The organism is Roseovarius sp. (assembly GCF_040219995.1).
In the GTDB taxonomy this organism is placed as follows: domain Bacteria; phylum Pseudomonadota; class Alphaproteobacteria; order Rhodobacterales; family Rhodobacteraceae; genus Roseovarius.
On the sequence record NZ_JAVJUC010000017.1, the window covers coordinates 33,738 to 46,186 of the forward strand.

The following is a 12,449-nucleotide window of genomic DNA, read 5'->3' on the forward strand; positions in this document are numbered from 1 at the left end:
CAACGCCGCCCCGTTCATTCCGCCGCGATCTTGATCACCGGCTCCATCCGGTCGAGCATCTCTTGCGACAGGTGACATTTGAGTTGGTGGCCGGGGGCGAGGTCGCGTACCGGCGGCACCTCTTTCTCGCAGAGCCCGTTCGGCACCTCGGATTTCCAGCGGCAGCGCGTCTGGAACGGGCAACCGGGCGGCGGGTTCATCGCCGAAGGCACATCCCCCTCAAGCACGATATGGCGCTTCTCGACGCTGGTATCGGCGATCGGCACCGCCGACAGGAGCGCCTCGGTATAGGGATGATAGGGGGGCGAGAAGACCTGATCGGTGGTGCCCAGTTCCACCACATGGCCGAGATACATCACCATCACCCGGTCGCTGAGATAGCGCACGATGCTGAGATCGTGCGAGATGAACAAGAGCGTTGTCTTCTGCTTGCGCTGGATCTCCATCAGGAGATCCGTCACCGCCGCCTGCACACTCACGTCGAGCGCCGAGACGGGCTCATCCGCCACCACGATCCGTGCGCCGCCTGCGAAGGCGCGGGCGATACCGACGCGTTGTTTCTGCCCACCCGAGAGCTGCCGGGGCATACGGTCGGCGAATTCACGCGGTAGCTTGACCAGATCGAGCAAGCGCAGCATCTCGTCGCGGCGCTCCTGATCCGTGGCCCCGATGCCGAACACCTCGAGCGCGCGAATGATCTGGCGGCCCACGGTCATCGACGGGTTCAGCGTGTCAAACGGGTTCTGGAACACCATCTGCACATCGGCCACGGTCTGCGTGTCGCGCTTTTCGATGGGGATGTCCTCGATATTGCGGTTGTCTAGCAGGATCTGCCCCTCGGTCGCCGTCTCCAGCCCCATCAGCACCTTGGCGAAGGTGGATTTGCCGCAGCCCGATTCGCCAACAATCGCCAATGTCTCGCTCTCGCGCGCCTCAAAGCTCAGCGTCTCGTTGGCCTTCACCACCTTTTTCGCGCCGCCGCCGCCGAAGAGCGCGTTGGCCGCCACCTCATAATATTTCTTGAGCTTGTCCATCTTGAGCACGACCTGGCCCGGCTCGCCTGCCTCGTGCTGCGCCATTGCCTCTATGGGGGCGTGCCAGTCGATGTCGCGGTAGCGCAGGCAGCGGGTGAAATGGCGGTCGTCGCCCTCGATCACCGCCATGGGGATGTCACCGGCATCGCATTGCCCGCTTTGGAAATAGTCGCAGCGCGGCCCGAAATTGCACCCCTGTGGCCGCTCGTGCGGCAGGGGAAAGTTGCCGGGAATGGCCTTGAGCGGACGGCTGTTCTTGTTCGCGCCGGGCAGGGGGATCGAGCGAAAGAGCGCCTGCGTGTAGGGGTGCTGCATCTTGTCGAACACGTCCTTGATGCTGCCGGTCTCGACCGCCTCGCCGGAATACATCACGCAGATACGGTCGCAGGTTTCCAGCACCAGCCCGAGATTGTGGCTGATGAACAGCATCGAGGTGCCGTATTTGCGCCCCAGATCCTTGACCAGTTCCACCACTGCCGCCTCGACTGTCACGTCGAGCGCGGTCGTCGGTTCGTCGAGGATGAGCAGCGACGGCTTCGACATCAGCGCCATTGCGATCACGATGCGCTGCTGTTGACCCCCTGAGAGCTGATGCGGATAGCTTTTCATGATCCGTTCTGGATCGGGCAGCTTGACGTCGTTCACTACCTCGAGTGCGCGCGCCCAGGCGTCTTTCTCGGAAATTCCCTCGTGGATCATCGGCACTTCGATCAGTTGACGGCCGACCTTCATGGCGGGGTTCAGCGACGCCATCGGCTCCTGGTAGATCATCGCGATCTCGTTGCCGCGGATATGGCGCAACTCGGCGGCGCTCATCTTGCTCAGGTCCTGACCCTTGAAGCGGACCGAGCCGCCGACGATGCGCCCGTTCACGCCCAGATCCTGCATCACGCCAAGCGCCACGGTGGATTTGCCGCAGCCGGATTCGCCGACCAGCCCCACCGCCTCGCCCGGCTGCACGGCGACCGAGAAATCCATCACCGCCGGGATTTCGCGCAGGCGGGTGAAAAAGGAAATCGACAGGTTCTCGATCTCGAGGATCGGTCCGTCATAGTCCGGCTTGGCCATGTCCATCTCCTTCATCTTTCCATAAATACTCAATCCCGCAGGCTCTCTTCGCGCAGGCCGTCGGCCAGCAGGTTGAGCCCCAGAACGAGGCTCAGGAGCGCGAAGGCGGGCGGCAGGGCGGGGTGGAGATACATCGACAAGAGCTTGCGCCCCTCGTTGATCGTGCTGCCCCAATCGGGGCTCTCGGGGCTGAGGCCGAGGCCGAAGAAGCCGAGCGTGCCGAGCAGGATCGTGGTATAGCCGATGCGCAGGCAGAAATCGACCAGGAGCGGCCCGCGCACGTTGGGCAGGATTTCCCACAGCATGATATACCACGGCCCCTCGCCACGGGTCTGCGCTGCGGCGACATAGTCGCGTGTCTTGATGTCCATGGTGAGGCCGCGCACGATGCGGAACACGGTGGGCGAGTTGACGAAGACCACTGCGACGAAGACCACCAGCAGGTTGGGTGGAAAGCTCACGAGGCCGAGCGGGTCTGCATTCCACGCGATCCCTGCATAGAGCCAGAGCCCGACCACCAGCGTCACGCCGACATACAGGTTGCGCGTCGGGGGCTGCGTGTGAAAGCGCGAGTTCCACAGGAGTACGAGAAAGATGATGGGAAAGATGAAGAGGACGGCGGCCATATAGACCGGGATGCCGGTCAGAACGATCTCGGGCGTGACCAGCAGGTAGAAGAGCAGGATCACCGGGAAGGCGAGGATCAGGTTGGCGAGGAAGGACAGGAAGGTGTCGAGCTTGCCGCCGTAATAGCCCGCCGGCAGGCCGAGCGTGATGCCCACCATGAAGGCGAAGAGGCTGGCGAAAGGCGCGATCTTGATCACCTCCCATGCGCCCACGACCATCCGGCTGAACACGTCGCGTCCCAGATTGTCGCCGCCCAGCAGGTAATAGGGGTAGGCGTCCGGTGCGACCTCGCCCATCAGCTTGGTATAGGGCGTGCCGGGGACCTTGTTCTTCATCGAGGCCGATTGGTCGAGCACGTCATGCGTGGTGATCAGATCGAACGCGCCACCGAGGATGCCGGTGAACACCCAGAACATCACGAGGGCAAAGCCGGCCATGCCGATGGGACTGTCAAAGAGTTTGCCATAGAGCCCGAGCCGCCGCTTGAAGGTGATCGACAGGGCAAAGGTGGCGATGAGCGCGATCCAGACGGGCGTGAACTGCGCCAGTATCCGAAGGATGATCTCGCCCCAACTCAACAGTTCCATGGCGCTGTCCTTCCTGTTTTGTCCTGTGCAGCCCCGCATCCCGCCGTCATGCCCCGGCCTGACCGGGGCATCTCCGCCCCGGCCGCGAACCGCAGCGCAGAGTGTCCGGTCAAGCCGGACAATGACGCGGTCGGTGGGGGAAAACGGGCGCTCATGTCACGCTGATCCGGGGGTTGAGATAGACATAGCCGATATCCGAGATGAGCTGCGTCACCAGCACGACGATCACCGACACGACTGACACCGCCAGCAGCAATTCGATGTCGTTGTTGCTTGCCGCCTGCACCAGGGTCCAGCCGAAGCCCTTGTAGTTGAACAGCGTCTCGACGATCACGACGCCGTTCAAGAGCCACGGGAATTGCAGCATGATCACCGTGAAGGGTGCGATGAGCGCGTTGCGCAACGCGTGTTTCATCACGATATTGGGAAAACTCACGCCCTTGAGCCGGGCGGTGCGGATGTATTGCGCGGTCATCACCTCGGCCATCGAGGCGCGGGTCATCCGGGCGATATAGCCCATGCCGTAGAGCGCGATGGTCAGCACCGGCAGAAAGAAATTTTCGAAGGTCGGGTTTTCCATCGCGCTTGTGGCCGTGCCCTTGAACCATTTCAGCCCCACGGCGGTACTGGCAAAGACCGCGATGAACAGCACCCCCGAGACATATTCCGGCGTCGCCGTGGTGGTGATCGCGAATGTCGAGAGCGTCCGGTCGGTGCGCGAGCCTTCGCGCATCCCCGCCATGACACCCAGGATCAGAGCCGAGGGCACCATCAAGAGCATCACCCAGAACATCAGCCGTCCGGTCAGCGCCAGTTTTTCGCCGATGATCTCGCCCACGTCCTTTTTGAACACGGTGGAATAGCCCCAATCGCCCTGAAGGATGCCGCAGAAACGGGGGGCCTCTTCGGCTGGCGTGTCGGGGCCGATGCAGCGCCCGCGCAGGGTGCCGTCCTCGGCTTGGGTGGTCCAGCCGGGCAGCACGCCCATCCATTGCCCGTATTTGACCGGCAGCGGCTCCAGATAGCCGTTGCGCCCGAGATAGCTGGCAACCTCCTCATCCGTCATGCGGAAATTGCCCTGCGTCTTGGCCAGTTTTTCGAGATTGGGATAGAGATTCGTCAGGAAAAAGACGACAAACGTCAGGCATAGCGCAGTCAGGATCATAACCCCGAGCCTGCGCAGGATGAACATGGCCATTTAGCGCCCCCTGTTGGCGTTTTTCAGAAAACGCTAGTCTACAGAGGCCCCTCGGTCCAGCATCATTTGCGACATGGATAGTCTGTTTGCGCCCCCGGCCCGGACGGGCCGGGGGCGCGGATATCGCTCAGAGCAGCGATTCGGGATGAACGGTCTCGATCCCGAGCGCTTCGCCCACGGCGGCATAGGTCAGCTGACCGGCATGCACGTTGAGGCCATCGAGAAGGTGCCGATCCTCGGCGCAGGCCCGTTTCCAACCCTTGTCGGCGAGCGCCAGCATGAAGGGCATGGTCGCGTTGCCAAGCGCCAGCGTCGAGGTGCGCGCCACGGCACCGGGCATGTTGGCCACGCAGTAATGCATGATCCCGTCCACCTCGTAGATCGGATCCTGATGTGTGGTTGCCTTGGAGGTCTCGAAACAGCCGCCCTGATCAATCGCCACATCCACCAGCACCGCGCCCGGTTTCATCATCCCGAATTGATCGCGGCGCACCAGCTTGGGTGCGGCGGCCCCGGGAATGAGCACCGCGCCGATCACCATATCGGCCTGGGGCAGCAATTCGTCCAGCAGGCCGGCAGAAGAGTAGCCGGTCCTGAAGGTGCCGCCGAACACGTCATCGAGATAGCGCAGGCGCGGCAGCGAGCGGTCAAGCACGGTTACCTCGGCGCCCATGCCTGCGGCGATGCGGGGGTCTTGGGGGCCGACGACGCCGCCGCCGATGACGATGACGCGGGCCGGACCGACGCCCGGCACACCGCCCATCAGCATACCGCGGCCGCCATTGGTCTTTTGAAGGGTCCATGCCCCGACCTGCGGGGCGAGACGGCCGGCAACCTCGGACATCGGCGCGAGCAACGGCAGGCCGCCGGAGCGGTCCGTCACCGTTTCATAGGCGATGGCGGTGCATCCCGACGCCAGCAGGTCGCGCGTCTGGGCTTCATCGGGGGCCAGATGGAGATAGGTGAAGAGCAGCTGCCCCTCGCGCAGCATCTTGCGCTCGGCGGCCTGCGGCTCCTTGACCTTGACGATCATGTCGGCGGTCGCGAACACCTCGGCGGCGGTGTCGATGATGGTGGCGCCCGTGGCCTCATAGGCGGCGTCGTCAAAGCCTGCGCCGATGCCCGCGCCTGCCTGAATGATCACCTCGTGACCATGGCTCACGGCTTCCTGCGCGGCATTGGGTGTCATGCCGACGCGAAATTCCTGGGGTTTGATTTCCGTGGGGCAGCCGATTTTCATGTCTGGATTCTCCTCCGATTGACTTGGCCGGAGAATGCCGCAAATGGCGTGCAAGGCGGTTGAAATTTCCCTCGTCCAGACGGCCTTTTTGTGAATAATGTTCACTGGAATTGCATTTGCTTCGAAAGGTCTTGTGCGTATGTCCCTGGATCTGACAGATCGGCGCTTGTTGCAGGTGCTTCAGCGGCGCGGCCGTATCTCCAATGCGGACCTCGCAGAGGAGGTCAATCTTTCGGCTTCGGCGTGTCACAGGCGGGTGCAGCGGCTGGAGGCGGATGGGTATATCAAGGGCTATGTCGCGCTGCTGGATGTGCGCAAGATGGGGGTGCCTGCGACCATATTCGTCGAGATCACGCTGAGCACGCAGGCGGATGAGGTTCTGGAGGCGTTCGAGAAGGCGGTGGCGCGGGTGCCGGATGTTCTGGAATGTCACCTGACGGCGGGGGCGGCGGACTACATTCTCAAGATCGTCGCCGAGGACACCGAGGACTTTGCGCGCATCCATCGCCAATACCTGACACGGCTGCCGGGGGTTGCCAAGATGCAGTCAAGCTTTGCATTGCGCACGGTTTTTTCGACCACGGCCTTGCCGGTCTGAGCGGCCGGGACAGTGTTTTTCCGATGTGCTGACAACCAAGAGCCCCGGTGTTTCCACCGGGGCCTACTGGCACGCACAGCCGTGAGTGATGGCGCACCTCGTTAACTTACTTTACGAAAAACCGCGCACTCAGGAACTCGTTTACACGCAACACACTATCCTGACGGACGTGTTAGTCATGGGGAAAAACGGGGCGTTTGTCCCGTATGGAAAACCTTACCTTTGTGCCCAAAAAGCATGTGACGTTACGTCAGTTTCGCGTCGGTATTACGTCCGTATCGCGTCGGTGGCGTGCAATCACGCCGCCGACTGCATCAACCCTTCCGCGCGAATCGCCTGTTCGGCCTGATCGAGCGACATCCATGCCCGTTCGATCAGGGTGTCGATTTCGGATTTGGAAATCACCAGGGGCGGCGAGATGATCATCCGGTCGCCGACATGGCGCATCACCAGATTGTTGGCGAAACAGCGCTCGCGGCAGATGTAGCCGGCGGTGCCCGGGTCGGAGGCGAATTTGGCCCGGCTTTCCTTGTGCGGGGTGAGCGCGATGGAGCCCATCATGCCGACGATTCGGGCCTCGCCTACCAGCGGGTGGTCGGCAAGCCCGCGCCATTTGTCCTGCAGGTAGGGACCGGTGTCTCTCGCCACGCGCTCGACGATCTTTTCCTCTTCGAGGATGCGCAGGTTTTCCAGCGCCACGGCGCAGGACACGGGGTGCCCCGAATAGGTGTAGCCGTGGTTGAACTCGCAGGCGTTCATCACCTGTGCCACCTTGTCCGAGACGATCGAGCCGCCGATGGGCGCGTAGCCAGAGGAGAGCCCCTTGGCGATGGTCATGATGTCGGGGCGGATATTGTAGGTCTGGCTGCCAAACCAGTTGCCGGTGCGACCGAATCCGCAGATCACCTCGTCGGCGATGAGCAGGATGCCGTATTTGTCGCAAATCCGCTGGATTTCCGGCCAGTAGCTGTCGGGCGGCACGATCACACCGCCCGCGCCCTGCACCGGCTCGGCGATGAAGGCGGCGACGCGGTGCGCGCCCAGCTCCTCGATCTTGGCCTCAAGCTGGCGGGCGCGTTCCAGACCGAACTCCTCGGGGTTGGTGTCGCCGCCTTCGGCATACCAGTTGGGCTGGTCGATATGGTGAATGTCGGGGATCGGCATGCCGCCCTGCGCGTGCATGCCGGTCATGCCACCGAGGCTGCCGCTGCCGACCGAGGAGCCGTGATAGGCGTTCTTGCGGCTGATGATGACGGTGCGTTCGGGCTCGCCCATCTGGGCCCAATAGGTGCGCACCATGCGGATATTTGTGTCGTTCGCCTCGGAGCCGGACCCCGCGTAGAAGATGTGGTTGAGATCCCCCGGTGCCAGCTCCGCCAGCTTGGCCGAGAGGGCGATGGCGGGCACGTGGCTGGTCTGGAAGAAGGTGTTGTAATAGGGCAGTTCGCGCATCTGGCGCGCTGCGACATCGGCCAGTTCCTCGCGTCCGTAGCCGATATTTACACACCAGAGCCCGCCCATCGCGTCGAGAATCTCGTTACCTTCGCTGTCAGTCAGGGTGACGCCGCGGGCGCGGGTGATGATCCGCGCACCTTTGGCGTTGAGGCCGTCGCCATGGGTGAAGGGGTGCATGTGATGCGCGGCATCCAGCGCCTGAAGCTCGGCTGTGGGCATGTGGTTGGTGATCGTGCTCATGGCAATACCTCTCGCGAATGGGTGGCCCGGCGCGGGTGCGCGGGCGTTTTCACCAGAATATGATCAAATTATCCGCTGTCAATCGAATCAGTGTGCATGCGCCTGCGGGGCGATGGATTGGCGCACTTGCTCCATTCCCTGCACGACATCTTCGCGGATTGCGCGTGCTGCGGCCTCGGCATCGCCCGCGCGCATCGCGGCCAGCATGTCCTTGTGTTTGTCCGGCAGGTTCTGCGTTCCCATGCGTCCGCAGACCACCCGCAGGGACGGGCCGAAGCGCAGCCATAGCCCATCTGCCACATCGGCGAGAATTGAGGCCTCGGCCAGGTCGTAAAGCCGCTTGTGAAAGCGGTAGTTCAATTCCAGGTAGCCGCGCAGATCGCCATGCGAGATCGCCCGATCCAGTTCGGTATCGAGTGCGGTCAGGTCGGCGAGGTCATCGCCCGTGGCCCGCTCAGTTGCGCGGGTGGTCAGATAGGGGTCAAGCCATTGACGTGCATATATTAATTCGCTGATGTTATCGGCCGATAGCAGCGGCACGCTGACCCGCCTGTTGCCCTGGAATTCCAGGGCCCCCTCGGCGATCAGGCGGCGGATCGCCTCGCGCACCGGGGTCATGCCCGCGCCGAGCCGTTCGCTGAGGCCCTGAATGGTCACCGCCTGACCGGGCGCCAGATCGCCGAAGAGCACGAGCGCGCGCAGTTGACGGTATATCAGCTCATGCGCGGGCAGGCGCGGTTCGGGAATGGTGTTGGTGCTGAATTTCTGTGCGGCTTTGGGCATGGAAGGGGCATCCCGGGCAAGGCTTTCAATCTCTGACCTTGCGAGTTTAGCGGCTGCGTGAAAACATTACCATATTGCCAGGCGTGGTATTTTTTGATCAAATCCATGCCAAGGCAGAGAACATGCCGAAACCAACGGGAGAAGATAATGCGAAACCTCATGCTGACCACCACTGCGACGCTTGCGCTTGCGGCGTCCGCCGCCTCTGCGCAGGAGGTCCGTGTCTATAACTGGTCCGATTACATCGACGAAGACCTGCTGACACAGTTCGAAGAGGAAACCGGGCTGGACCTGACCTATGACGTGTTCGACAGCAACGAATTGCTCGAGACGAAGATGCTGGCAGGCGGCTCAGGATATGATGTGGTTGTCCCAACTGGCAGTTTCCTGCTGCGGCAGATTCAGGCGGGTGCGTTCCAAAAGCTCGACTATGACAAGCTGCCCAACTCCGACAACCTGTGGGATGTGATCAAAGAGCGCCTCAAAGGCTATGGGTCCGACGTGAAGATCAGCGATTATGCGATCAACTACATGTGGGGCACGACCGGGCTTGGTGTGAACACCGGCAAGGTCGAGGAGGCCTTGGGTGCGGATGCGCCGATTGACAGTCTTGCGCTGATCTTTGAGCCTGAGAACATGGAAAAGCTGGCCGAATGCGGGGTGCATTTCCTCGATGCGCCGGATGAGGTGATACCTGCCGCGCTTACCTATCTCGGTTTCGATCCCAACAGCACCGACGCCGACGAGCTGGAGAAGGCGGGCGAGCTTTTGATGTCGGTCCGCCCCTATGTGCAGAAGTTCCACAGCTCGGAATATATCAACGGGCTGGCCAATGGTGATATCTGTGTTGCGGTCGGTTGGTCGGGCGACGTGTTGCAGGCGCGCGACCGGGCCGATGAGGCCGATAACGGCGTTGAGATCGCCTATAACGCCCCCAAGGAGGGGGCCGTGATGTGGTTTGACATGATGGCGATTCCGGTTGATGCGCCCAATCCCGACGGCGCGCACAAGTTCCTGAATTTCATCATGGATGCGCAGAACATGGCCGCGGCGTCGAACTATGTCTATTACGCCAACGGTAACAAGGCGTCGCAGGAATATCTCAATGAGGACGTGATCACCGATCCGGCGATTTATCCCTCGGAAGAAGCGCTCGACAATACCTACATCAAGAAGCCCTATGATGCGCGGGTGCAGCGGACGGTGACCCGTCTGTGGACCAAGATCAAGTCCGGCACCTGATCGGACGACATGACCGACCCGCGCGAGGCCAGCCCTTGCGCGGGTTTTCTCAATCCAGCCGGGGACAGGCATGTCACAAACCGTATTCGAGCCGTGGAACGATCCGGACGCGAAGCCTCTGATTCAGTTCAAGAATGTCACCAAGCGATTCGGCGAATTCACCGCGATCGACAATCAGAGCTTTGACATCTACGAGAAAGAGTTTTTTGCTCTTTTGGGTCCGTCGGGCTGTGGCAAGACGACGATGATGCGGATGCTGGCCGGGTTCGAGAAACCGACCGAGGGCACGATCCTGCTGGGCGGGCAGGATATCGCGCCGTTTCCGCCTAACAAGCGGGCGGTGAACATGATGTTCCAGTCCTACGCGCTGTTCCCGCATCTGTCGGTGTGGGACAATATTGCGTTTGGGCTGAAGCGTGACGGCAAGTCGAAGGACGAGATTGCGGCGCGGGTCGAGGAGATGCTCAAGCTGACGCGGCTGGAGCAATTCGCACGCCGCAAGCCGCATCAGATTTCCGGCGGGCAGCGGCAGCGGGTGGCGCTGGCGCGCAGCCTCGCAAAGGCGCCGAAGCTGTTGTTGCTGGATGAGCCGCTAGGCGCGCTCGACGCCAAGCTGCGGCAGGCGACGCAGTTCGAATTGATGGATATTCAGGAAAAGACCGGCACCACCTTTGTCATCGTCACCCACGATCAGGAAGAGGCGATGACGGTGGCGAGCCGTGTCGCGGTGATGGACAACGGCAAGATCATTCAGGCCGACACGCCGCAGGTGATCTACGAGGCCCCGGCCTCGCGCTACGTTGCGGATTTCATCGGCGATGTGAACCTGATCGACGGGATGGCCGAGGCGCGTGAGGGTGGTGCCGCCGCTGCGCCCGCAGCGCCGGAAGCACCGACCGTACAAGAGCCCGAGGCCCCCGCCGCAGAACCCGCACGCCGCGCGCCGCAGCCGAACGAGCGCGGTAAGTGGCTGCATGACAAGCTGTTCAAGTATATTCTCGGGCCGCGTGAGGATGCCCCCAAGCAACTGCCGCCGCCGACGCCCGAGGAGAGCAAGGCCGCCGCTGCATCCGTGACGCAGACCGATGTCGCCGCGCCGGGCGGTATCACCATTCACTGGGCTGAGGGGCAGCCGCCGATCATTGCCAGCAACGGTGATCCGGCACTGGCCGGGCAGCGCGTGACGCTGGCGCTGCGTCCCGAAAAGCTGGGTATTTCCAAGGATCGGCCCGAGGCGGCCAACGCCCTTAAGGGCAAGGTGATAGACATCGCCTATCTGGGCAACCTGTCGACCTATCACGTCGAACTGGCCAATGGCACGATGGTCAAGGCGCAGTTGGCCAATACCCGCCGTGTTGCCCAGCGCGATATCACCTGGGAAGATGAGGTCTGGATCAGTTTCCGCGGCACCGCCGGTGTGGTGCTGAGCGAATGAGACGCGCGGCCCTCATCCTATTGCCGTATCTTTGGCTGCTGGCGCTCTTTCTTGTGCCGTTCATAATCGTGCTCAAGATATCACTGTCGGATATCGCACTGGCCATTCCGCCCTATACGCCGACGCTCGATTTCTCGGAGGGATGGCGGGGCATCCGCGATTTCTTCGCCGGGCTGGATTTCGAGAACTTCGTGTTCCTGACCACCGACGATCTGTACTGGAAAGCTTATCTCTCGTCGCTCAAGATCGCGTTCATAGCCACGGTCTGCACGCTTCTGGTGGGCTATCCGATCGCCTATGGCATGGCCAACGCGCCCGATCACTGGCGCCCGACGCTGATGATGCTGGTGATCCTGCCATTCTGGACCTCGTTCCTGATCCGGGTCTATTCGTGGATGGGGATCCTGTCGACCGAGGGCTATCTGAACCAGCTTTTGCTTGGCATGGGGCTGATTTCGGAGCCTCTGACGATCCTAAACACGCCCGTGGCGGTCTATATCGGCATCGTCTACACCTACCTGCCCTTCATGATCCTGCCGATCTATTCGGCGTTGGAGCGGATGGACGGATCCCTGCTGGAAGCGGCCGAGGATCTGGGCTGTTCGCGGATCAAGGCGTTCTGGCTGATCACCGTACCGCTGTCGAAAACCGGCATCATCGCGGGCTGTTTCCTGGTCTTCATCCCGACCATCGGTGAATTCGTGATCCCCTCGCTCTTGGGCGGGTCGCAGACGCTGATGATCGGCAAGGTGCTGTGGGAAGAGTTCTTCAACAACCGCGACTGGCCGGTGGCGAGTGCGGTGGCGGTGGTGCTGCTGCTGATCCTGATCATTCCCATCGTGCTGTTTCAGCGCAACGAGCAGAAACAGCGGGAGGCCGAAGGATGACGCGACGCTTGTTGACGAAATCTTGCAAAGATTTCGATCCGATTTCTTTTGAAGA

The 12,449-nt window shown here is 61.8% G+C and carries 10 protein-coding genes; 4 read left to right on the forward strand and 6 right to left on the reverse strand.

The window, feature by feature from the left end:
• Positions 1-14: 14 nt before the first annotated feature.
• The 4 genes from RID11_RS09985 to ald all read right to left on the reverse strand — a co-directional run bounded on the left by RID11_RS09985 (position 15) and on the right by ald (position 5,754).
• Positions 15-2,108, reverse strand: a complete 2,094-nt coding sequence (locus RID11_RS09985) for a dipeptide ABC transporter ATP-binding protein (RefSeq protein ID WP_502949351.1) — start codon at positions 2,106-2,108, stop codon at positions 15-17.
• A 23-nt stretch (positions 2,109-2,131) separates the two neighbouring features.
• Entirely contained in the window at positions 2,132-3,316 is a 1,185-nt protein-coding gene (locus RID11_RS09990) for an ABC transporter permease (RefSeq protein WP_350138406.1), read from the reverse strand.
• A 151-nt stretch (positions 3,317-3,467) separates the two neighbouring features.
• Positions 3,468-4,514 carry an ABC transporter permease gene (locus RID11_RS09995; RefSeq protein ID WP_350138408.1) on the reverse strand — a complete coding sequence of 349 codons (1,047 nt, stop codon included), beginning with the start codon at positions 4,512-4,514 and terminating at the stop codon, positions 3,468-3,470.
• Between the two features lie 127 nt (positions 4,515-4,641).
• Positions 4,642-5,754: an alanine dehydrogenase gene (gene ald / locus RID11_RS10000; protein ID WP_350138411.1), complete on the reverse strand. Its 1,113-nt coding sequence runs from the start codon at positions 5,752-5,754 to the stop codon at positions 4,642-4,644.
• 139 nt (positions 5,755-5,893) lie between these two features.
• On the opposite strand from ald, the gene RID11_RS10005 reads away from it, so the two are divergent.
• The gene (locus RID11_RS10005; protein ID WP_350138414.1) at positions 5,894-6,352 is read left to right on the forward strand and encodes an Lrp/AsnC family transcriptional regulator; all 459 of its coding nucleotides are present in this window, start codon (positions 5,894-5,896) and stop codon (positions 6,350-6,352) included.
• A 297-nt stretch (positions 6,353-6,649) separates the two neighbouring features.
• On the opposite strand, the gene RID11_RS10010 is transcribed toward RID11_RS10005, so the two are convergent.
• Positions 6,650-8,047, reverse strand: a complete 1,398-nt coding sequence (locus tag RID11_RS10010; RefSeq protein WP_350138416.1) for an aspartate aminotransferase family protein — start codon at positions 8,045-8,047, stop codon at positions 6,650-6,652.
• 87 nt (positions 8,048-8,134) lie between these two features.
• Positions 8,135-8,830: a GntR family transcriptional regulator gene (locus tag RID11_RS10015; protein WP_350138418.1), complete on the reverse strand. Its 696-nt coding sequence runs from the start codon at positions 8,828-8,830 to the stop codon at positions 8,135-8,137.
• A 159-nt stretch (positions 8,831-8,989) separates the two neighbouring features.
• Between RID11_RS10015 and RID11_RS10020 the strand changes: the two genes are divergently transcribed.
• The 3 genes from RID11_RS10020 (at position 8,990) to RID11_RS10030 (ending at position 12,394) form a co-directional block, all read left to right on the forward strand.
• Positions 8,990-10,072, forward strand: a complete 1,083-nt coding sequence (locus RID11_RS10020; RefSeq protein WP_350138421.1) for a polyamine ABC transporter substrate-binding protein — start codon at positions 8,990-8,992, stop codon at positions 10,070-10,072.
• 70 nt (positions 10,073-10,142) lie between these two features.
• Complete coding sequence (locus RID11_RS10025) at positions 10,143-11,507, forward strand: ABC transporter ATP-binding protein (RefSeq protein ID WP_350138423.1); 1,365 nt, start codon at positions 10,143-10,145, stop codon at positions 11,505-11,507.
• Entirely contained in the window at positions 11,504-12,394 is an 891-nt protein-coding gene (locus tag RID11_RS10030) for an ABC transporter permease subunit (protein ID WP_350138426.1), read from the forward strand. Before RID11_RS10025 ends, RID11_RS10030 begins: the two co-directional genes overlap by 4 nt.
• Positions 12,395-12,449: the final 55 nt, after the last annotated feature.